This is a genomic window from Nocardiopsis sp. iso_25 (genome assembly GCF_056173305.1).
The window spans coordinates 2316777-2340051 of sequence record NZ_CM149667.1 but is presented as its reverse complement, the minus strand read 5'-3'; the positions used below and the strand labels follow the sequence as shown (position 1 = coordinate 2340051).

Genomic DNA, 23275 nt, shown 5'->3' with positions numbered 1-23275 from the left:
CACTGGAGCTAGGGAGTCGGCTGGGTGTGGGGACGTGCGGTGGCCGTGGCGTCGACGGTGGTCGAGCCCATCGGCAAGAGGGTGAAAGAGTAGTCCACCGAGCAGGTCACGGTCACGGTGTCGCCGCTGACCGCGACCGTCCCGGTGGCACCGGCGGCGCTGAGGAAGGACTGCGCGGCGGCGGAGGCCGCCGAGGGGTCGAGGGCGACCTCGCTCGTGCCCTCGCGGTAGGAGGCCCAGTCGAGCTGCTGGACACCCGCGCGGGCGGCCTCCTGGGCCAGGGTGGCGGCCTCGTTGCGGGCGCGCAGCACTCCACCGCCGTCGGTCACCAGGCCCAGGCAGAGGAGGAAGGCCGCGGCCATGACGACCACGAACGCCGTGGCCTGGCCTCTGTCGTCCGTACGTCTCACGGTTGCCCCCTGAAGGTGTCGACGACGACCGTGGCGTCCCCGGTGACCGTGAAGGTCCCCGGAACGCTCAGTCCGGTCAGATCACCCAATCCGACGCGGCACTCGACCACGGCGGTGACTGCCCCACCCGGGGTTAGCCCACCGTGGTCAAGGGTGACGGAGTGGTCGCCGCAGACCAGGCCGTTCTCCGCGAGGGAACTCGCAGCGGTGCTCGACGCGGCCCCCTCTGCGGCGGCAACGCTGCGTTCGAGAGAGGCCGCCCGAGCGGCGGAGTGCGCCACCTGGTCGGCGGTGGAGTTGGCGTCCGCCACCCTCCCGGCGAGCACCATGAGCATGGCGAACGCCAGGAGGGCGGGGGTGAGCAATGCCAGTTCCGCCGAGGCAGACCCGCGGTCTCCTTGAGCCGCTTCAGCGGACTGTCGAGAACTCACGGGGCAGCCTCCGCAGGGACGAAACGCTCCACGGGCGCGGTGACCTCGTGGCCCACCGGCCAACTGAGGCCCGGAACGATGCTGGGCACCTCGGCGTCCACCACCACGCGTACCTCCTCCGCACTGCGGTTGACAGACACGTCGAGGCCGGAGAGGAAGGAGCTTCCCCCGCTCTCGGCCACCGACGTGCCGCCGCCCGCTGTCCGTGACTGCTCAGCGGTCCTGCGGGCGATGTCGGCAACGACGTGATCGCCGTGCATCCACAGAGCCATCTGGATGACTAGGAACACCAAGAGCAGCATGAGAGGCGCGGCGACCACCATCTCGGCGCTACCGCGGTCATCCCGCCGAGTGGGCAAGGTTAGCCACCGAGAACCGACCCGGCCCGTTCCAGTACTGCAGTGGTGATGATGCCGATCGCTCCGCCAGCCATAATGACGAGCAAGGCTGTGACAATAACTGTCTCGGTGGAGTAGCCGTCGTCCCTCCTGCTGAACAGCAGAGAGCTGAGGTAGGCAGTGATGCGCTGCATCAGAGGTCTCCAAGGTGCGTCGGGTTTTCATGAGCTGAACAGAATGTGACTCATCGCCGGGTAGCCCAAGAGGGCCAGGAACCCAGCGAAGAGCAGGACCACCGGCAAGCTCATCCGCTCTGTGGCGGACTGCGCCTCGGCGTCCATCTCGGACAGGAACTGGGTACGCAGAGTCTTGGCTTTAGCAGCCAGCGAACTGCGGATACGCGCGCCGTCGGCCCCAGCAAGCTGGAGGCTGGCCGCGAGTTCAGCGAACTCGGAGGTGTCGTAGCGCTCCCCTAGATCACGCAGTGCGGCCCAGGGCGGCTGGCGCATGAGTATCGCCTCGCGCAGGCTCTCCCGAATTCGAACCATGGCCCATCCATTACCTGCAGCACCGGCGTCGGCCAGAGCGCCGTTGACGCCCGCCCCTCCGGCAAGGGACACCACGACCAGGTCAGCGAAGCTCGCCAGGGCGCGACGCATCTGTTCTCGACGCTTACCCGCCTCGTCACGTAGAGACAGGTCGGGGGCGAACCAAACGACCAGAGCGAAGGCCACCCACATACCTCCGGCGATGACACCTGGCAGTACAACACCTGCCAGGGAAAGCATGCCGCCCAGCAGCGGAGGGAAAGCAAGCCCCAGCACCAGAGCAGTGAACTTCTCAGCGAGGTAGGAGGCCGGTGAGCGCTCGCACACCATCAGGTTGCGTCGTGTGCGGGGTCCGGGCATGCCGAAGCCTTCAAGAATCGGGGCGCCGAACTTTCCCAGTCGCGTCAGTACCCCGGTGTCCGGGCCCGCAACAATGACGGGCCGGGGAGGAGGCGGCGCGGCCAGACGTTCGGCAAGCGTGGGCCTCGCCCAGCGAGCCGCGAAGAGCGCCCACAAGGCCAGTCCGAGAGCAGCACCCGCGAGAGCGGCGGCCAGGACAGGGGTCATCGGGCGGCCTCCGAGGTTCGGGAGGGAGCAGGAGCAAGCACACGCGGCCCCAAGTCGAAGCGAGACATGTAGGAAAGCCAGACCAAGGCACCCGCCCACAGGCCACCGATACTCGCGAGCACCAACTGACCGAGGAGGCTGTCGAACGGCTCCATGTACTCACCGTTGAGCACCAGTAGGAACGCTGCCATACCCAGGGTGGCGCCGACGATGATCCGTGTGGACGTACGCAGCCGGGCGCGACTCGCCGCCACCCTCACCAACATCGCCGCCTGCTCCCGAGCGGCCTCCGACAGGCTGCCGAGCAGTGTGCCAAGGTCAGTCGCATGCCGGGTGGCAGCAGTGCTCAAGGCAGCAGCCACCAGATCGGCGGTCGGGTTGTCCACCTCGTCCGCGAAGGCCCGCAGCGCACCCTGCGTGGGCTGACCGGCCCGCAGCCGCTCCGCCAGTCTGGCGACCGGCTCCCGCACCGGCTCGGGCGCGATGGGCACCGTGGCGGCCACGGCCTGGTGCAGACCGGCCGCACCGGCCATCAGGTCGCGCAGCATCTCGGTCCAGGCCGCGACGGCCTCGACCCCCGCCACCTGTTTCTCATGACCGCGGTCGGGACCCAGCACCGCCGGGCCCCACCAGCAACCGGCGGCGGCGAGCACACCGGCCACCGGCCACCCGGTGACGAACCAGACCAGCAGGCCGCCGACGATCGCCGCGACCAGCCTCAACGGCCGCTGCTGACCGAACAGGAGCGCCCGCCACTGCGGAACCCGCGAGGTACGCGAGCCGCCGGACGCCGCCAGCGAAGCCAGGGCCAGCCACAGCCCCGCGCCGAGCAGGACGCCCGCGGCGGCGACGAGCAGAACAGGAGTCGTCACCGCGCCCACCCCACCGTGTCCGGGCTCAGCATCGCCGGGTCGAACCCGGCCTCGGCCAGGGCGTCGAGCGTGTTGGGGCTGGGCGGCGCCGCGGGCAGGGGCCCGTTGCGGTCGCGCCGGAAGATCTCGTTGGAGACCACGTTCTGCCCCTCGGCGCCCACCACCTCGCGCACGCTCGTGACCATGCGCCCGCCCGTGGGCAGCGCCGACACGTGCACGACCAGGTGCACGGCGGCGGCCACCAGGGACGCGGTGGCGTCCAGGGGCAGGCGCTCGGCGGACTGGGCGGCGTAGGCGCCCAGCTTGGTGAAGGCGCCCGCGGAGTTGGCGGCGTGCAGGGTGGTGAGGCTGCCGTCGTTGCCCTGGCTCATGGCGTTGAGCAGCGGAACGGTCTCGTGGCCGCGCGTCTCACCGACGATGACCCGGTCCGGCGACATGCGCAGGGCCGTGCGCACCAGGTCGGCGATGGTGATCTCGCCGACGCCCTCGACGTTGGCCGGTCGGGCCTGGAGGGCGACGCAGTCGGGGTGGGCGTCGCGGTCGCGGTCCAGCCCGAGTTCGAAGACGTCCTCGATGGTGACGAGGCGTTCGTCCACGGGGATCTCGGCGGCCAGGGCCCGCAGCAGGGTGGTCTTGCCCGCGCCGGTGCCGCCGGTGATGACCATGTTGCGGCGGGAGCGCACCCCCGCGCGCAGCAGGGCGACCAGGGTGTCGTCGATCGTGCCCAGCTCGTGGAGCTGTTCGAGGGTGGTGCGGCCGTAGCGGTGGCGGCGGATGGACACCGAGGGCTGCCGGGCGACCTCCATGACCGCGTTGAGGCGCTCGCCGCCGGGCAGCTGCATGTCGAGGATGGGCGCGCCCGGGTCGAAGCGGCGCTCCCCCGTGGCGGACTCCGACGCCAGGCGCCGGACCAGGGCGACGACCTCGTCGGGGTCGGCGAAGAGGGAGTCGTGCCGCTCGCGGCTGCCGTCGGCGCGGCGCACCCACACGTGCACGCCGTTGATGTTGATGTTCTCGATCCCGGGGTCGTCCAGGAGCGGCTGGAGGGGGCCGAGTCCGCACACCCGGGCCAGGGCGCCGGCGGCGACGGAGGCCTCGGTGGTGGCGTCGAGCACCTGCCTGCCCTCGGACAGGGCGCGGCTCGCGTCCTCGTCGAGGATCTGGGCGATGACGCGTTCGGCGCGGGCGCGGTACTCCTCGGGCGTGTCCTCGGGCCGGCCGCGGGTCTCCTCGCTGAGCCGCCGGGTGGCCTCGGTGACGGTTCGCTCCACGCGGTCGGCCACTGTGCGTGCCCGGTCGGTGTCCAGGAAGTAGCCGTCGGTGATGTCGTATCCGGTGTCGTGTCCGCTGCTCATGCGTGGACCCCCGTCGCCTCGGGCGCGGGCGCCGGGACTCCGGTGCCGTCGGCCGGCTCAGCGGGGCGCGCGCCCTCGGCGAGGTCCTTCGCCAGGCGCGCCGCCGCCTTGAGCAGGGGCCTGCTCTGCGGCTTGCGCGGGTTGGCCTCCCCGCGCAGGAAGGCCGCGGAGCGGGCGTCGTCGGGGAGGCGCCCCCACACGCCCGGGCCCAGCGCGCCCACGATCTCGCGGACGTTGCCGGAGCCGCCGACGACGACGGTGCGCAGGCGCGGCAGGCTGCGGGTCAGGGCCTCGGAGGCCTCCTTGGCCCGGCGCAGCTGCGCCAGGTCGTCGGCGACGAGCAGCAGTGCCTCGTCGGCCCACGTGGCCAGTGCGGCGGCGGACGCGCCGGGGGTCAGGCGGCCCAGGTCCAGGACGACGGCGGGCCCGTCGGCGGAGACGAGCACGCCGGGGTTCTGGGCGAGCAGTCGCACCGCGCCCTCGGCGCGGTCGGCGGTGACGGGCGCGTGGCACACCGACAGCCCTCCGGGGAGGATCTGGGTGTGCGCGGCCAGGTCGGCGGAGGCCCCGCCGTGCCGGGCCGCGGCGGCCAGGCCGGTCAGGCCGGGGTCGGGCTGGAGGCGCCGCCAGGTGGCGACGTCGCCGCCGGAGGCGTCGGTCTCCACCAGGACGGCTCCGGCCCCGCCGGGCCAGACCGCGGCCAGCGCCATGGCCGCGCAGGTGACGCCGGGTGCTCCGCTCAGGGAGAAGAGCGCCACGGTCCGGGGCATCACGCGCCTCCCCGGGGGTTGACCTGGACGACGCTGACCCGCTCGACGGCGGCGGCCGAGGCGATGGCGGCGGCGTCGGCGGAGGAGGCGACGAGTTCGAGTTCCACCGAGCCGTCCTCGGCGGCGGAGGGCTGCACGTCCTGCACAAGTGCGCGGTAGGCCTCCACGCCGCCGCCCGTGGCGCCCTCCTCGGGGTGGACCACCACGGAGACCGCGGCGCCGGGGCCGATCGAGGCGGGGAAGCGGCCCACGCGCAGGGCCACGCCGAGCACGGCGCGGTCGCGCTCGGGGAAGGCGGCCTCGGCGCCCAGGGCCGCCTCGGGGAGGAGGCCGCCCTCGGTGACGGGCACGGTGAGGGTCTGGCCGACGGTCGCCTCCAGGCGGTCGGCGCCGACGAAGGAGACCCCGTCGGCGACGGAGATCCGCGCGACCCGCAGGTCCTCCGCGGTCACCACGTGGCCCGCGGGCAGGTCGGTGTCGGCGACGAGCACCCCCTGCCGGTCGTCCATCTGCTCAAGGGCCACCACGCCGGTCAGGCCGCCCGCGGTCATCATGCCCAGGGCCAGGACCAGCCACCGCCAGCGGCGGGGTCCGCTGCCCAGGAGCCGCACCGGAGGGGTCTCCCCCTGCCGCGGGGAGGCCGCGGGGGCCGGTGCCGTCTTCGTGTCCACCACGTCTGTCGTCTTCTTTCGGTGTTAGCGGTTGCCGGTGCCGGTGACCAGGCCCTGGGATTCGTCCACCTGGAGTTCGACCTGCGAGGTCGTGGTGACCGAGTCGAGCGCGCCCGTCTCGCCCCCGGCGAACTCGCCCTCGGAGAGCTCCCAGCCCACGTCCCAGCCGACCTCGACGGAGACGGGGTAGACGCCGCCGGGCTGGCTGGCGGAGGGCAGGGTGTAGACGTGCCCGCAGTCGGGGGAGGCCGACTCGGGGTCGTGCACGGCGGGGTCGAAGGGGGTTCCGGGGCCCTCGCAGCGGATCTGCGTGCCGTCGCCCAGGTTCCAGACGGTGGACGCGGGCGTGGCGGTGACCGTGAGGGACCAGTCCTGGACCTCGGCGGAGGCCTCGGCCGCCTCCCAGTCCTGGGACTCCACCCACAACCACACGGGGGTGTTGACCAGGACCAGGGAGTCGCTGCCCGGGGAGGTCTCGATCCGGGGCGGGGGCAGCTCGAAGTCGGCCATGGACTCCTGGATGAGGGTGACCGGGTCGGTGGGGGCCTCCCCCTCGCCGTCGTAGTCGATGGACTCCCAGTCGATGGCGTCCCAGTCCACCTGGGACCAGTCGATCGCGTCCCAGTCGATGGCGTTCCAGTCGACGCCGTCGGAGGGGGCGGCCGGGGCGCCCGGGTCGCCGGAGCCCCCCGAGCCGCCGGAGCCCTGCTGCCCGGCGTGGGTCTGCCACCAGCGCAGCAGGATCGAGCAGCCCAGGCCGCCCGAGCTGCCGCACTCGACCTGGCCGAGGAAGGAGCCCTCGTCGGCCTGCGCCGGGGTGGCGACGGCTCCGGCCGCCAGCAGGGTCAGTACCGCGGCCGTGGCCGCGGGTCGTACGAGTCTCAGCATGATCCCGCTTCCCAGATCCTGAGGTCGGACACGCGCCAGGCGAGTCCGTCGTGAACGAGTGTGGCCTCGACGAGGCGCGGGCCCTGCCCGGAGGAGGAGCCGCCCATGCCGAGGTTCCAGCCGGAGTCGTCGAGGCAGTCCTCGACCGTCGCGCTGTCGGGTCCCTCGACCGCGGCGACGGGTTGGAGGACGGGTTCGCCGGTGACCTGCGCACCGGAGGTGCGGGCCCCCTCCAGGGCCGCGCTCATGAGGGCGTAGGCGCCGCCCACGGCGTAGTCCCGGAGTTCGGGGGGGACCTCGCCGCCCTCGTGGGAGGCGGCCACGACCGTGTCCCACATGCCGGTGTAGGCGGCGAGCGCCGCGGCCTCCTCTTCGCCGGACGGGGCGGCCGGGGTGCTCGGTGCGGCCTCCGCCCCGGAGACCGCGCCCTCGGAGGACGCACAGCCCGCCGTCAGGGCGAGGACCGCGCAGAATCCCGCGATCGCGGCCGCGCGCGGGACGGCGCCGGTTCTTCTCGCGGCTGTCGTCATCGGTGCGTTCTCCACTGCCGGGGAGGGGGAGGGGTGGTGCAGCATGGCGGAACCGACCCGGTGAACGGGCCCTTTCCCTTCCGACGAGGGGCGGGGACGGTCTCCTGCGCCGGGAGATCACGGGACCGGACGCGGAGGCCGTTGAGCGGAACGGGCGGAGGAGGGGACCCCTCGCCCGGGTTTCGGTCCGCCGCGGGCCGGCGCGACCTGGGTCGCGCGGGGCGGAGCCCGAGGGACTGACCGAAACCACGTGGTATTGGTTGGGTTTTATCTGCCCTTGCGTGAGCTTATAGAGAAGTCGCCTGCCATAACAACCCCCCGTGCCCCTTCTGTGACTGTGAACCGGCGGAACTTCCGGACATCAGCCTCACAGCGAACCTGAGAAGACCACGCGTCCGCAGCCCTGCAACAAACACACGCAAAACAACATCTGAACGGCACCGCCTTCCGAGCAGGTTTCCCCGTCTCCGACCCGCACGGCTGGTCGGAGACGGGGCGGGGAGGGCGCCGCGGTGTGGAGCGCGACACATCCGTCGGCCGCCGACCGCGTCCGGAGGTCAAGGTGTTCGTCACAGGGCGTGTCCGGCACCGGGAGGGGTCAGACCATGCGCACGCGCGGTCCGCGTCCGCGCAGCCTCCGGACGTCCTCGGGATCGGTGCCGGTGTCGGTGATGAGGCAGTCCACCTCGTGCAGCCGCGCGAAGCGGGAGATACGGTCGCCGCCGATCCTGGTGTGGTCGGCCAACAGCACGGTCCTGGACGAGGCCCGCACCATGGCCTGCCTGGTCATCACCTCCGCGGGGTCGGCACAGGTCAGGCCCCGCCGGGGGGACACGCCGTCGGCGACGATGAAGGCCACGTCGACGTGGAGCTGCTCCAGCAGGCGCACGGAGGCGAGCGTGGTCCCGGCCGCGGCGCTCACCCGACCTCCCAGCAGGTGCACGGAGAGGTCGCGGCGCGAGGTCAGACCCAGCGCGACCGGGACCGAGTTGGTCAGGACGCTCAGCCCGCAGCCGGCGGGCAGCAACCACGCGATCCGCTCCGCCATCAGCCCGGCGTCGAGCATGATCACCCCGTCCCCCGGCAGTTCCGCCAGGGCGGCCCTGGCGATCCTGCCCTCGGCGGCCGAGAGCCGCTCCGTTCCGGACGGGGCCGTCGTGGCGCTCACTCTCGCCGTCTGCCTGACAGCCGCGGCGCCAACGCTGAGACCACTCACAAGGTCCTCCGATCCGTCGATGGTCAACCCCTTGACCGAGGGGGCGACGAGCCCCGGCCCGGCGGGTGAATGCGATCGGGTCCTCTGCTTCCCCACGAAGAAAGCATCCCGGCCGAAGGGGAACGGTATGCGAATACCCCCGCTGTTCGGGGAAAACCGTTGCGAAATGGCAACGTCACCCTGAGCGCGGGCCTCGCACGGGAGCCGCCGACCTGCGGGTCGGGCACCGCGGCGGTGGCGGAGCGGCGGCGGGACGGAGGGAAATCCGCGACAGGAACTTATACCACAGCCGAAGAGCACACAAGACAACACACAAGGACGGGAACGGAAACATAAGTGCAACTGCTTCCACATCTGGCCGTAACGGTGTTATTTTCATCTCTCCTGAGGAAGCGGTCGTGGAGGGGGGAGGGCGCGCATGCCGTTGGACCCGAACATGTCCGACTCCTCACGCGACGCCATCAAAGTCCTCACCGGCATCAAGGTCCCCCGCGCCGGCCTCTACCAACTCGGCCACGCCTCCGAGATCTACAACAGCCTCACCCAACGCCTCAAACACCTCGAAGAACTCCTCGCCCTCAGCCGCTCCCACGCCCGCCGCCACTTCGACGGCAAAACCGCCGACAACTACGAACGCTCCCTGGACCAGTTCACCAAGGGCGAGAACAACTACGTCGGCTCCGCCCAGGACAACTCCACCGTCATGTCCACCGAACTCTTCAAGGCCCGCGCCAACGTCGAGTACATGCACATGATGGTCATCGGCCAGTTCATCCAACTCCTGGTCGAGATCGCCTGGGCCATCGCCACCGCCAAGTTCACCTTCGGCGCCTCGCTGAAGTGGATCCCCGTCTTCAAGGCCATCCGCAGCCTGGCCATGCGGCGCATCCTGACCTGGCTCGCCTTCACCGTGCCCAGCCACCAGATCCTCAGCCAGATCTTCGCCAGCATGGACAGCATCATCCAACGCATCCAGATCGGTAAGGGCACCCGCCACAACAAGGACCGCGAACTCACCAAAAGCTCCCACCTGGGCGCCATCGGCGAAGGCCTCATCTCCGCCTTCGCCGCCCTGGGCCTGGACACACTCTTCGGCAACAACCTCGTCAACCTTCTCAAGACCGGCCTCAAAGACCTCCACGGCCTCCCCGACCCACCACCCCTGACCCGCACCGGCCCCGACGGCGGACCCCCACCCCCCGGCCCCCTCAACAACACCCCCGACACACCCCCCGGACCACCCAACGGGGGCCCCGACGGGCCCCCCACCGGCCCCGTCAAAGACGACCCACCCGCCACCAACCCCGACCGGGGACCCGACACACCCACACCCAAGGACGACCCGACCAGCGGGCCACCGGCGTCCCCGTCCCTGAACCAGGACCTGGCCACCCTCTTCACCCGCCACAACGAAGAACTCCTGGCCCCCTACCACCCCGGCAGCCCCATCGGCGCAGGCGCCTTCGACAACGCCGCCAAAGCCGCCGCCGCCCGCGAGGAGTTCGCCGACCTCTTCGCCCGCCACTTCGGCGACCACCTCGGCGAGAGTGCCGCACGCAACCTGGGCCGCGACTACGCCAACACCCTCACCCGCAACTGGAACAACCCCGCCCTGGGACAACAGCTACGCCAGACCATCGGTGACCGCCTACCCCCCCACATGCGCGACCACCTGGCCGACGTACCCGTCAACCTCAACCGGCCCCTGGCCGAGTACTTCTCCACCACCGGCGCCTACGCCCAGCAGACCGGCGGCACCATCGGCTCCGGAGCCCTGGAGGGCTACCTCGGCGAAGGCCTGGGCAGCGTCATGGACGGACGCGGCTGGGAAGCCTCGGTGTGGTCGGCCACCGCGGGCGCCTCCCAAGCAGGCATCCAACAAGGCGCCACCGACGGCGCCCTGCACGGCCTGGACCTGTTCAGCCACAGAGACCACACCCCACTCCCACCACCCCAAACCCAAAGCAACAGCAACAGCAACAGCAACAGCAACAGCACAGACAACCAGGCAAACGGCCACGTCGGCGGCAACGGCGGCGGTGGATGGGGACGCGGGGACGACAACCCCGGCCAGGGTGGTGACCAGACCCCCGACCACGACAGCGACGAACCTCCTGTCACTGAGTCCGGCACCAAGAACCGGGACGGGGCGGACCGGGAGGACCGCGGAGGCGGACGCGAGGGCAACAGCGGTCCCGACCGCGACAGCGACGGACAACCCGACCGCGACGGCCCTCCGGCCACCGCCTCGAACGGCACCGGCAACCACGACGACGTCTCCGACACCGACGACGTCCCCGACCTGGTCAGCGACACCGGCTCCGACTACGGCGACACCGACAGCGAGTCCGGCGACCCCGACGACCGCGACTGGAACACCAACGACAACGCCCGCGTACGCCAGGACGAGGACACCCGCGCCCCACTCCCCGGTTCCCTCACCACCCCCGACCCCACCAAGGACCCCCTCGGTACCACCGACACCAAACACCCCGGCACGAGCGACGACCTCTTCCACCCCGGGATGAACAACGCCCCCCTCGCCGTCAACTTCCTCAACGCCATCGTCCCCGACAACCCCATGACCGCCGCACCCCCCGACACCGAACAGACCACACCCAACCCGGAAAACAACAGCGGCACGAACACCACCAACCGTCCCACCCCCGAACCCGAACAGCGCCACGAACCCGCCCCCACGGTCGTGGCGCCCCCGATCGGCCACACCACCCCGCCACCTCTGAGCCAGCAGCCACCCGCAACCACCCCGCAGAACCCGGCCTCCGACAGCGGCGGACGCTCACCCCAACGCACCCACGACATCCGCACCCCCGAGCCGTCCACCCCACAGTCGACCGACGACGACCCCCAGACCGTCACGACAGACCCCCCGCCAGCGGAGACCGCGACCACCGGGAACACCACCGGGCAGGACAACCAGCACACCCCGACCGACGAGCAGCAGACCAACACCACACCCGCCCCCGCACAACAGACCACATCGCAGGACGGCCCGCCGCCTCCCCCCGCCGAAGCCAGCGACCGCCAGCGCGACACCGACGACAGGACGGAGAGCGGACCACCGCCGACCGAGGACACCGGACGCACCCCCACCGACGACGACGGATCCGACGACAGGCGGTCGGACGAGGAGAATCGCGACCGCTCCGACGAAGACAGGGAAGAGTCGGACAGCAACCCCTTCGGCGAGGACCGCGGCGGCCGGGAAGGGCCCGAAACCGAAGGCCGCGACGAGTCCGACGGCCCGCCCGTCCCCGCTGTCGCCCCCGGGACCGACAGCGGCAGCGGGCCGGAAAAACCCTCTCCCCAGACCGGGTCGGACAGGATCACCACCGCCATCCGGCTCGGGGAGCAGGCCTCGGCCAGCATCAAGGACGCGATCAGCGGCTATCAGCGCGCCCAGGACCTGGTCGGCCAGACCAGGGAGGCCGAGAGCCAGGGCCGCCCCGACGCCGCCGACCTGCGCGCCCGCGCCTACGAGGCGCAGCGCGAGGCCAACGAGGCCTACCGGGAGTACGACGACCTCGCCCAGCGGCAGGCCGACCTGCTGCGCCCCGACGGCCCGACCACCGTCATGACCGTCCGGGAAACCCCGGGAAGTTCGAGCCGCGACGCCGGCCCCGTCCCCCTGGGGGGCACCAGCAGGGACATCCGGCTCGACCCCCTCGACACCGACCCACCCGTTCGCACGGAGGGGACTCCGCCGGAGGCAGCGCCGCCCGAGGGGGCGCCCCCGCCGGCCCTCACCTACGACGGCGGCTTCGTGCCGGACCGGAGCGGTCAGAGCTACGACCTCGGCTACCTGACCACGTCGACCCTCGTCGGTCCGCACATGCTCTTCGCCGAGCACCTGCCGGGGTTCGTCGACGACGTCCTGGCCAGCACTCCGGGCATGCCCGACCCCGCACGACAGGGGATCGTAAACAACGTGGTGGACATCCTCACGAAGGAGGGGCCGCGCCCCTTCCTCCGCGAGGACGGACACACCGTCAGCACCACGCACAACGGGCAGATGTGGAGCGCCGACATCGATCTGCGCTCCCTAGGCGACGATTTCTACCACGTCGACACCGAGGTCCCGAGCGGCGGCGGTGACTCCAGGTTCCTGCGGCTCCACGACAACGGCCCCGGGGTGGAGTCCGGCGACGGCGGGTCGCGCGGCGCGGGCAAGACCGTCGGCGGCAAGTTCACGATGAGCCCCTTCTACGTCACGGGCGTCGACGGCAACGACGCCGGACCGATCGCGGCCGTGGGCGCGCGGGGCGGCACGAAGGTCCGGGGCACCAGCGGATCGGCCTCGAACAGCGCCAACGCCGCCAGCGGCATCGAGCTGCTCGGAGCTCCGAACATCTACGTCGGCGACCTGGGTATGAGGGTGTCCGTCAACGGCCCCGGCCTCGCCGCGCCGCGCGTCCAGGAGGGGACCGCGTACAACGGACTGGCCATGAACCTGCCGGGCGAGGCGGTCTCCTCCCCCGACGCTCCCGAGCGCATCGTGCCCGACAACGGACCGGCGGACCCGGACGGGAACCGCCAGCCGGTCAACCGGCCGTTCATGGGAACCGGCCACCCGCTCGAAATCACCCGTTTCTCCCCGGTCCCCGCGACATCCGACAGCGGAGGCGGTAGGGACACCGTGTCCGGCGACGGCGGGACCGGCCGCCGCCGCGAAGGCGACCGAGACGACGGCACCGGCACGACGACGGGCGGCGGTCGACCGGGGAAGAGCACTCTGGGCACCTGGCTCGCCGACCACCTCCTGGGCCCCCGCACCGAGGGGAACCGGGGCGGCGACCACACGCCCTCCAGGAAGGAGCGGCGCGACAACGAGTACCGCGAACGAATCGAGCGGACCTTCGACAACGACCGGGTGCAGCAGTACCTGCCGCAGATGTCCAACAGTTCCGCGCACATCCGGATCGAGTTCCCCGACACCCGCCCCCGCATCATGCGGATGTGGTCGGTGTCGACCGAGTACAACCGCAAGGACTTCGCCCCCGACCTGGTCGACTTCCTGCACAGCAACACCTCGGTCAAGAGCGGCTCCTCCAGTGTGAAGCACTCCAGCGTGGTGTCCGGTTCGATCGGCGGCGGCTTCGGCATCTGGCTCGACCTGCCCAACGGCAAGAGCGTCCGGCTGGACGTGCCCTTCGTGGAGTACTCGGCGAGCTTCGAGAAGAGCACGGGGATCGCCCTCAACACCTCGGGGACGAACAGCCATGTCGTGCACGCCCCCTCCGGGCACGCGGCCTACGACGTCAAGCGCGACTACTACGTCCGCATCCAGGGCGAACCGCGGGTGCACCGCTTCGAGGGGAACTCCGTCGAGCTGCTCACGGTCGAGGACGCCCGCCAGCTCAACGGTGAAAATCCCAAGGCCCCGAACCCGACCGGCGGACCGGCCGCGCCGGCCCGGCCCCCGTTCCCGAACCTCGCGGTGGACCGCCCCACCGACCTGAGCGGGGCCACCGTGCGCGGGTTCGACCACCTTCCCCCGACCGCTCCCGCGGACAACGGCGAGGGGACGGGCACCACCGGGGACAGCGGCGCCGACCGCGACGACCAGGCCCCTCCCCCGCCGCGGCGCCCGTTCTACGACGACCTGGCGTACCGCGTACTCAGCGCCATCTCCGAGAAGCGCCCCGGAATGGTCATCCCCGACCTTGCCCGGACCAACAAGGACTACGCCGTCCGCCCCAGCCACATGAACACGGACGCGGTACGCAGCTTCCGCGAACGTTGGGGCATGCGCCGCAACGCGGACGTGGCGCGGGAGAACACCCTGAAGGTCATCAACGCGCTCTCCGAGTCCGGGCTCAGAAGCGGTGCGTCCGACCTGCCGGGGAACGGTGTGCCGGTCCGACTCAAAGAATCCGCCGTCATCGACCCGAAGATGATCCGCAAGGACAGAGGCGGTCGGCCCGAGACCGTGACAGTGCGCGTCTACGGCGACTTCGACCGCCTGGTGCACCGGCACGAAACGACCGCCAGCGGGGGTGCCCGGTTCGCGGGCTCGGCCGGCATCACCACCACGAAGGGCTCGAGCGTCAACCACACGCTCAGCCTCACCACGGGTGCCAGCGTGCGCACCGACGCGGGCGGCGACGCACGCGGCGTCCCCCGGGTCCTGGGAAACCCCTCGGTCTCGTTGAACGCGTCCCTGAACACGGGCAAGGGCTCCAGCCAGGGCCTCTCCCACAGCTCCGAGGAAACGGTGCTGTTCAACGTGGACTCCGACGTGTGGACGTCCAACACCCGCTTCACCGCACGGCTGTTCGAGCACGACGACATCGGGATGGCGCGCGACGACCGGCCCCAGCGCGAGCGCGGCATCCCGCTCCTGGGGGACGGGATGGAGGCCCAGGCCTTCCTCCTCACGCCCAAGATGCCACCGATGGCCTCCGACACCCCGAACACCGTGTCCGACCCGACAGGCACGACCCGCGACGGCGAGACCGTCGCCTCCTCCGACGGACGGGAGACCCGCGACACCCCCCAGGCCACCGACACCCCCGCCACACGGGAAGGGGACTCCGCGCGGACGGACACCGCCGAGGACACCGCTCCCGCCACAACGGTCGGCCGGGAACCGCTCACACCCGAGCAGGCACGGGACATGATCATCCGGAACTTCGTCCCGCGAACGACCACGGGCGACACAGCGGGCGACGACCGGGGAGGCCTGTGGACCGTGATCCGGGACGGGGCCGTGCAGACCTGGGGACGACTGTTCGGCGGGGGCACCGAGGTCGTCGCCCTTCCACAGAACACCACCACGAACACCACCGGCACCAACCAGCCAACCGCCCTCACCTCACCGCCTCCCCCAGTCACCACGGACACCACCGGGACGACGCCGGACAACACTCCTCCAGGAGACGACAGGAACGGCGACGACGCCCCCTCCGACCGCCCCCAGCGGGTACAGCCGACCCTGGACCAGTCCCGCGCCCAGGCGATCCGCCGCATAGGCGGCACCTTCGAGCGCGTGAACACCCACTTCGATACCGGGAGCCGGGGCATGCGCGGGCTGCTGGAGGAGACGTACCGGACCTTCTCCGACACACGCAGCGGACTCCACGACGGTTACCGGCGCAAGCTCGAGTCCTTCCTCTCCCAGTCGTCCGGAGGCGGCCGACGGTTCGAGAACCACCTGTCGGCGGAGGAACTCGCCGCGAGCAAGAGCGCGACCACACCTTCGGGTTCCCGCGTCCGCGAGGAGATGAGCGGCGGATTCTGGTCACCTCACGACATCCGCGCCACCGTCGTCACCAAGGTCGACATCGACAACGTCACCGACTTTCGCCCCATCGACGCCCAGATGCGGTGGAACGGCGGCAGCGAGGTGACACTGTCCACCAACTCCTCCCTGACCGGAAACCTCGGCCTCAAGTTCGGGGGGAGCGGTGGCCGCAACCCCAACCCCTACCCCTCAGACGGTTCCCTGCCCAACGAGGCCGTCAGGCCGATCCCGCTAGCGGGTCCCTCCCTCTACCGGAAGTTCTTCTCACTCGGCACCTCGCAAACCCAGGCGTCCTTGTTCACGTCGTCGGTGCTGTTCATCCCGAACAACACCAAGGCGTACGCCTTCCGCGCCTCCGGTCGCCTCACCCAGGCGATCGAGTTCACGAAGAACTGGAGCGTCGGCCCGCCCCTGAACTGGAAGACCCTGTTCCACGGATGGACGGCGCCCGTCCAGGACCTGCTCGCGGGCTACGTGCACTCCCGCGACGCCCAGCAGGAGGGGCTGGTGATGGACCGGGCGACCCCCGACGGGAACGGGACGGGGGTGGACCTGTCCCCGCAGCCCAACCCGAAGACTCCCGACACCGCGCGGGTGCGGCCCGGGTTCGAGGACAACGGCAGGCAGATCCAGCCCGCCGATCCCGAGGCCGCCATCCAGGAACTCGTGAACGACCTCGCCCGGAACGGACTGGAACTGACGGGCGGCGGCCGGGAGGCCCTCCTCCAGAAACTGACCACACACCTGGGTCAGAACCCGGACTCCACCGTCCCGGTTCCGGTCAAGGTCCGCGCGCTGGGGCCCGAACCCACCCCGGACTCGCATCCGCACGCCATGCGCTCGGCCACTCCGGCGAAGGTCTACGTGAACCTGACCAAAGACCCGAGTCGCACCGACGTCTCGTACGTCGGCCAGTCCGGCTACTACATCGAGTCGCACACGTGGAAGGCGACCGACGCGAACTCGCGGAGCAGGGAGACCGGCACGACCGTGGCCGCGGACGGCGTGCTGCTGCAGCCCCTCCCCTTCGCTCAGGACGACCAGGGGCCGGACGGGCAGCCGGAGCACCGTCCGCTGTTCGGCGCCCCCGCCGGAGCGGTGTCCTCCTCCAGCAACGACGGCCGCTCGTCGGGAGGTTCCCAAGACGACGCCCGCACCGTCGAACTGCACCTGAACACCCCGTACGCCAAGGTCGGAGCGGACACGAGACTGACCCTGACCCTGGAGCTCGGCGAGGCCAAGAACGGGAAGGACGGCAACCAACCGCGGTCGACGTACACGGGCACTGCTGACAGCGGGCGGGTGGAGACGCTGTACCCGTTCGCGTACATGACCTTCGATCCCCCGGCGACCACAACGGGAGAGGGCGCGGAGGACACCGGTGCCGAGCTGCCGACGCCTCCCCCGGCCCCCGCCGCGCCCGAGGACGCCAGCGGCCCCACTCGGGACGCCCGCACCGACCGGAACACCCCTGCGGAGGCAGAGGACGAGGGCACCACCGGCGACCGGACGGCGACCGACCCGGCCGGGAACGACCGAGCCGCGGAGGACGGCGGCACGACGCGGCGGCCCGGCGCGCCCATCTACGCGTCCGTGTCCGATGCGTTGCGCAACTGGACGGACAGCGCAGGCCCCCGGCCCGGCAACGGCACCGCCGTCACCAAGCCGGTCATGGTGGAGGACGGCGGACAGGCGCTGCGCGACAAGGCAAACGTCGTCATCGCCCGGTCCCTCGGCTGGCAGCCGCCCGCGGACACCCCCGAGGGGGAGCGGCCGACCCGCGCCACGGCGAACGCGGCGCGCGTCTACCTCGCCGACGCCTACGGCCAGGACCCGGTGTACAACGAGATCGACCACACCCTCACCGACAAGGCCGTCAAGGGCGTGTACCCGTCGGCCTCACGCAGCTCCGACGGTGTGCGCTTCACAGACATCAGCCGCACCGGCTGGGGCGCCAAAGTCGTACCGAGCAGCCACGGCGCGAGGATCCTGGACGCACTGCCGGGAAGCCAGATCAGCGATTCCCGTGTCCAGCCCCGGACGCACAGCTTCGGCGACTCCCAGGGCGGGGGCCAGGGCCGCGGCGGAGAGTTCCGCCCGTCCGGGCTGACCACCGGCGGCCTCCCCTACGACAGCCACGAGGGCATCCACACCGGTTCGGCCGCGGTGAACACCGGCTCGTCCCACGGGAAGGAGAGGGGCTCCAACCAGACCGTCAAGGGCTATCAGGAGTCCGACCAGCTCCGCCAGGGGACGGTCTACTTCGTGGAATACGACGCCACCTGGGCGTTCGCCGCGGGGAGCAAGCTCAAGGCGCCCGCCGCGTTCCAGTCGAACAACTCCGGTCTTTCGCGGACCTCGTTCTACTCCCGGCCCACCCGTTGGGACATGGACGACGTCACGGTCAGGATGGCCGGCTGGTTCTCGGAGGCCGACGCGGTCGCGATGGGCTTCCTCACGCCGGACCAGGTGAAGGACCTGGCCCCCGTCATGGACCGGGTCAACAAGGCGCGGCAGGAGTTCAGCGAGGCCGAGGCCGAGTACGCCGACACCCGGGCCCCGCTGGAGGGGCTGGCCGAGGGGTACGCGGCCGACCCGCGCAACCGGAGCGCCGAGAGCGCCTACAACACGCAGGAGAAGAAGTACAGGAAAGCACTGTCCGACTTCAACGACCAGATCGACGCCCTGGTCGAAACCTTGAACGACACGCGCTCCACGCTGGCGGGCGCCGGACAGGAGGGGGACGGCGGCACCGTTCCTCCCGTGCACGCGGTGAGCGGCGACGGGGACGGGGGGACGACGACCCGGACGCCGATCACCGGGGACACGGGCAACACGACCGCTGGGAACACCGGCACCGGGAACACGGCCGCCACGGCCACCGAAGGCCCCCCGGCGACCCGCACCGTCACCCCGTCGGCCCCGGAGCCAGCACCCGCGGGACCGCGCCAGGATCTGGTCGACCGCTTCCGAACGGAGTTGAACCTCCGTGCACCGGAGTCCGACACCACCGCCGGGGGCCCCGACACGCGGGACCCGGAGGGCTCCCGCGACCCCAGGAGCGGCCGGGAACAGGACACGAACACCGTGGAAGCCCGGGTCCAGCGCGCCTCCGACGCCGCGGACACCGCGGCCCGGGAGGCCCGTCGGGCCCACGATCGCGCGAACGCCCTCTCCACCCACCTGGACCGAGGCGGAACCGACATTCGCAACGGCGTCCGCCTCCTCGACGGACCAGGGGAGGGAGAACCCGAGGCCGGAACCGACGGCGCGCCCTCTCCGGGCGCGGTACGGCAGGCACAAGACGCGCGGGGAGCGGCGGACGCGGCGCACAACAGCGTCGGGCCCGCCCGCGAGGCCTTCGCGACCGCTCGCGACGAAGGCCTCGCGGAAATGCCCGAACAAAACCACGACGCCTTCACCGAACGCGTCAACACGGCCGTCTCCGACGCGCGGGGCGCGCACACCGCGGCGGACGAGGCGCGCGACGCCGCGGACGAGCACGGGGACGCCGTCACCAGGATCGAGGGCGACCTCGGCCGAACACCGCCGCGGTACAGAGAACTCAGGACCGCTGTCGAGGGCCTGACAGGGCAGGACAGGTCCGTAGGCGGCGGGCAGGCGGTCCAGGACACGCGCGACGGGGCCGCGCGGAGGGCACACGACGACGCCGCCAGCCTGATCTCCGACCTGGAGGCGATCGCCGGTCGCGCCGACACGGCGCGGGAGGCGGCGGATGAGGCCGCGACGGGAGCCGAGACGGTGCGAGCGCAAGCCGACACCGCACGGCAGGCGGCGAACCAGACGGCCCGGGACGCCGAGGCCCTGCGAGCCTGGGCCGAGGAGTTCGGCACCAGCGCGTCGGGCCACCGCGACAGCGCGAATCGGATCGTCCAGAACGCCCGGGACGCCGGTGTGGCGGCGCAGCGCGCCTCGGACGCGGCCGAGGACGCCCGCACCGCCGCGGAGGCGGCGGCGGGCAGAGCCTCCGAGGTGAACAACCGCGCCGCGGAAGCCGCCCGGGACGCGGCGCGGGCCGCGAGCGACGCCCGCGCGGCCCGCACCGCCTCCGATCTCGCCGCCCAGGCGGCGGTGAACGCCTCCCACCGCTCCCCCGCGGGACAAACGGAGTCGGGTGGCGCCGGTCCCCGGGGGAGGACGGGAAACCGGAACGACGCCGCTCACCGGAACGCGGAGGAGGCGCGGACGCGGGCGCAGGAGGCCCGGCGGACCGCCCGTGAGGCGGCGGAGCGCGCGACCCGGGCCGCCGAGGACGCGAGGAACCTGGCCGAGAGGGCGCGGGACCTGGGCACCAGGGCGGACACCACCGTGCGGGAGGCCGAGACGGCAGAGGCCCGCGCGAAAGCGGTATGGGAGATCGCCAAGCAGGACAGGAGCAACATCGACGACACCGTGAGGAGAGCACACGGCATCGCCGAAGAAGCCCGAGACGCGCACCAGTCCGCGCAGCGGGCGGCGCAGCGGGCGGCAGCCGCTGCCGAACGTGCCGCGGAGGCAGCGGAGACCGCGCAAGAGGCCCGCGACAACGCCGAGCTCATCGCCGGCGAAGCTCGCAAGCGTGTCGGGGACGTACAGCAATTGCTGGAGAGGATCCAGGCGGCGGTGGACCCGGGGAGGACGTCGTCCGAGGGGACGAGGACAGGGCCCCCGCCGCCCCCGCAACAGCCCGGGAACGAGCACGGGGAGACTCCGGAGGACGGGGACGACTCCGAGGACGGGGAGACCTCGGACGACTCCGACGACAGCGACGACAGCGACGACAGCGACGACGGCGACGACTCCGGACACACGCCGGAGAACGACCGGAGGAGGGACGGCGACGGGGGCGGGAGCCGGGACGGGGACGGTTCGGGCGACAGCGGCGGCCGCTCACGCGACGGAGGCGACCGGTCCGATGGCAAGGACGACACCGGCACCAGGCGAGACACCGGGGGCGGGGACGGGAGGCGCGGAGCGGACGGGGACAGCGGCCGCTCCGCGCGAGGAGACGGCCGCGGAGACAGCGGTACCCACGACGTCGGCGACCCGTCCCAGCGCGCCGCCGACGCGGACACCGACTCGGTCCCGGACCTCGACTACGGTTCGGACGACAGCGACGACGGCATGTCCCTGTACGACTACCCCGAGACGCGGGTGCACGAGCCCCGGCGTTCGCCGTTCGGCGATGACCCCCTGTCCGCAACCCGTGACGACCTCGACCCCAAACACTCCGGCTCCGTGAACGAGGTCCTCGGCTTCCTCGACCCCAAGTTCCAGCTGGATTCCAGTTTCGGAGAAGGCCGCCCCCTGCCCAGCTCGCTGACGGACATCGTGGCCTACCCCCTGACGGAGACCCCGGACCGGTGGGGGGACACCACCGTGAACGGGGAGAGCGACCGCCTTCCCGAGAGCGGATCCGGTGACGGACGCAACCGGACCGACCGCGACGAGCGGTCAGGCGGGCGGGAGACGCCGTCCCTCCGGACCGCGTCGGGCGACACCGCCAGCGCCGACGCCCCCGCGCCGTCACACACCGTGCCGCCGTCCCACCAGGACTTCACCGTGCTGTTCGGCAACACGCTCAACCCCCCGCCCGTCTCCCAGGCGCCCCAAGCCGGGCGAACCGACCGGCACCAGACCGACGACCCCGCCGACGATTTCTACGACCCTTCTCCCACGGCGCGCACACGGGAACCGTCCCCGGCCGATTCCAGCGCCCCGTGGGGCGGCAACCCTCCGACCGGGCCCGACCTGAGCACGCTGATCGCCGCGGACAAGAAGAACGACGACCGGCCCTCCACGGTCGAGGACGTCATCGCCGACCTCACCTACCGCTACGGGCTCGAAGACATCGGGCACCACACCGACCAGGACGCGCAGACCCAGGTCTTCATGGCGGGCCACCACCGGCGCCGCCACGGCCGCCGCACGGAGGCCGACCCCTACGAGCAGTACGCGGACGCGAACGACTACGAGGCAGCCGAGGTCCCGGACCCGGCCTACCCCGAAGGAACGCAGGTCTCCCAGTACCCCACGGCACCCCGTTACACCCAGGACCTCACCGGTTCCTACGGCACCTCCGCTGAGGCGTACGACGAGCGGACCGCGGCTTCGACGGAGGACACCGCACAGGGAGAAGGCGGTGACCAGGACGGGCGACTGGAAACGCTCATGCTGTGGAACGGGACCTTCGCCGGTGTCCAGGACCTCGCCGAAACCACCGGATTGGATGTGGTGCACCAGGAGGAGCTCGTCGAGGGCGGTTCCGACGGCGTCACCACGCTCATGCACTTCGACAACGGCGCGCAGGCTGTCTACAAGGACACGGAGGGGGCCACCTTCGCCCGCGACCGCGCCGACGCCGAACAACTCGCCTCGCTGGTGGGCCGCGCCATCGGCGCCAACGTGCCCGGTGTCCTGCGCATCGGTGAGACAGAGGTCTTCATGCACTTCATGAGCGGTGCGTCCGGGTTCGCCCACCTGGACAACCCGCGGTCGCCGCTCCTGAATACGCGGGACGGACACATGCTGGGTCTGCTGGACCTGCTGATCGCCAACGGCGACCGCAACCCGGGCAACTGGCTGGACCAGGGCAACGGGCACGTCGCGGGCATCGACCACGGCAAGGCCTGGTTCAAGTACGAGTACACGCCGGAGGATCCCACCGACCTGGAGGGGCTGGCCTACACCAACGGCATGCGGTCCTTCTACGACTTCGAGGCCAATACGTGGATCGCCAACCCGCTGACGGGGGCCGACATCCAGTTCCTGCGGACCCGGCTCACCAGACTCTCCGGCGAGTTCGCCCGTCTGGACCGGTCCGGCTGGTTCGACGAGATGATGGAGCGCTTCGACATGCTCGCCCGTAACGCGCAGGGAACCAGCAGCCTTCTCCCGGGAGGCGACCGATGACCCGTGTGCTCTATGCCGAGGACCGCCGCACACAGCGGGTACGGCCGTTCCTGACACTGCACGACGACGGCGCCCTCACCGCCCACGACCCCGAAACGGCAGCAGCGATCCCCCGCCTGCGCACCACACGCGGCTGGTCCGGCGAGCAGATATTCCACGACTGCGCCGCGCAGTCCAACGCCTACGTCCGCTACTTCGAAGAACCGGAGTGACCGCACTCGGCTCGGACACGGCCGCCGACGGTGGTCGGCCGGGGCGACGCGGTCGGCCTCGGGCCCGCGCGGGGGCCGAGGCCGCGGGGAATCAGTTCTCCTCACAGGCGGATCCGCCCCCACTTCCCACGATCCGACCATCCGGAATTCATCCACCAGCAAACAGAATTCATACCACCCGAATCTCTTAGGCGAATTCCCGGAGAACGGGAACTGAACGGCTGCCCCTCGCGCGAACGCCCTTCACACGCCTCCGCGCGATCCACTCCGCCCGCCGACTCGCCGAGACCC

14 protein-coding genes are annotated in these 23275 nt (G+C 71.5%); 2 read left to right on the top strand and 12 right to left on the bottom strand.

Annotated elements, in window-relative coordinates:
- Positions 1-8 precede the first annotated feature (8 nt).
- The 12 genes from AC0VX6_RS10075 to AC0VX6_RS10020 form a co-directional block, all read right to left on the bottom strand.
- Complete coding sequence (locus AC0VX6_RS10075; RefSeq protein WP_274977270.1) at positions 9-410, bottom strand: TadE/TadG family type IV pilus assembly protein; 402 nt, start codon at positions 408-410, stop codon at positions 9-11.
- Entirely contained in the window at positions 407-841 is a 435-nt protein-coding gene (locus tag AC0VX6_RS10070; protein WP_274977269.1) for a TadE/TadG family type IV pilus assembly protein, read from the bottom strand. Before AC0VX6_RS10070 ends, AC0VX6_RS10075 begins: the two co-directional genes overlap by 4 nt.
- Positions 838-1164, bottom strand: coding sequence for a TadE family protein (locus AC0VX6_RS10065; RefSeq protein ID WP_274977268.1), 327 nt, complete (start codon positions 1162-1164; stop codon positions 838-840). The genes AC0VX6_RS10070 and AC0VX6_RS10065 overlap by 4 nt, the downstream gene beginning before the upstream one ends.
- A gap of 38 nt (positions 1165-1202) precedes the next feature.
- Positions 1203-1373 carry a hypothetical protein gene (locus AC0VX6_RS10060; protein ID WP_274977267.1) on the bottom strand — a complete coding sequence of 57 codons (171 nt, stop codon included), beginning with the start codon at positions 1371-1373 and terminating at the stop codon, positions 1203-1205.
- A 27-nt stretch (positions 1374-1400) separates the two neighbouring features.
- Positions 1401-2294 carry a type II secretion system F family protein gene (locus tag AC0VX6_RS10055; RefSeq protein WP_274977266.1) on the bottom strand — a complete coding sequence of 298 codons (894 nt, stop codon included), beginning with the start codon at positions 2292-2294 and terminating at the stop codon, positions 1401-1403.
- A complete protein-coding gene (locus AC0VX6_RS10050) occupies positions 2291-3175 on the bottom strand; it encodes a type II secretion system F family protein (protein ID WP_475468299.1) in 885 nt (294 codons plus the stop codon). The genes AC0VX6_RS10055 and AC0VX6_RS10050 overlap by 4 nt, the downstream gene beginning before the upstream one ends.
- The gene (locus AC0VX6_RS10045; RefSeq protein ID WP_274977264.1) at positions 3163-4521 is read right to left on the bottom strand and encodes a TadA family conjugal transfer-associated ATPase; all 1359 of its coding nucleotides are present in this window, start codon (positions 4519-4521) and stop codon (positions 3163-3165) included. The genes AC0VX6_RS10050 and AC0VX6_RS10045 overlap by 13 nt, the downstream gene beginning before the upstream one ends.
- Complete coding sequence (locus AC0VX6_RS10040) at positions 4518-5291, bottom strand: CpaE/TadZ family protein (RefSeq protein WP_475468298.1); 774 nt, start codon at positions 5289-5291, stop codon at positions 4518-4520. The genes AC0VX6_RS10045 and AC0VX6_RS10040 overlap by 4 nt, the downstream gene beginning before the upstream one ends.
- Complete coding sequence (locus tag AC0VX6_RS10035) at positions 5291-5965, bottom strand: SAF domain-containing protein (RefSeq protein WP_274977262.1); 675 nt, start codon at positions 5963-5965, stop codon at positions 5291-5293. Before AC0VX6_RS10035 ends, AC0VX6_RS10040 begins: the two co-directional genes overlap by 1 nt.
- 21 nt (positions 5966-5986) lie before the next feature.
- Positions 5987-6850, bottom strand: a complete 864-nt coding sequence (locus AC0VX6_RS10030; RefSeq protein ID WP_274977261.1) for a hypothetical protein — start codon at positions 6848-6850, stop codon at positions 5987-5989.
- Positions 6844-7380, bottom strand: a complete 537-nt coding sequence (locus AC0VX6_RS10025) for a hypothetical protein (protein WP_274977260.1) — start codon at positions 7378-7380, stop codon at positions 6844-6846. Before AC0VX6_RS10025 ends, AC0VX6_RS10030 begins: the two co-directional genes overlap by 7 nt.
- Before the next feature lie 598 nt (positions 7381-7978).
- Positions 7979-8548, bottom strand: a complete 570-nt coding sequence (locus tag AC0VX6_RS10020) for a DeoR/GlpR family DNA-binding transcription regulator (protein ID WP_475468297.1) — start codon at positions 8546-8548, stop codon at positions 7979-7981.
- 466 nt (positions 8549-9014) lie between these two features.
- On the opposite strand from AC0VX6_RS10020, the gene AC0VX6_RS10015 reads away from it, so the two are divergent.
- Together AC0VX6_RS10015 and AC0VX6_RS10010 are read left to right on the top strand one after the other, a co-directional pair.
- Entirely contained in the window at positions 9015-22772 is a 13758-nt protein-coding gene (locus AC0VX6_RS10015) for an ATP-binding protein (protein WP_475468296.1), read from the top strand.
- Positions 22769-22984 (top strand): hypothetical protein, encoded by a 216-nt coding sequence (locus AC0VX6_RS10010; protein ID WP_274977257.1) that lies wholly within the window; start codon positions 22769-22771, stop codon positions 22982-22984. Before AC0VX6_RS10015 ends, AC0VX6_RS10010 begins: the two co-directional genes overlap by 4 nt.
- Positions 22985-23275 lie beyond the last annotated feature (291 nt).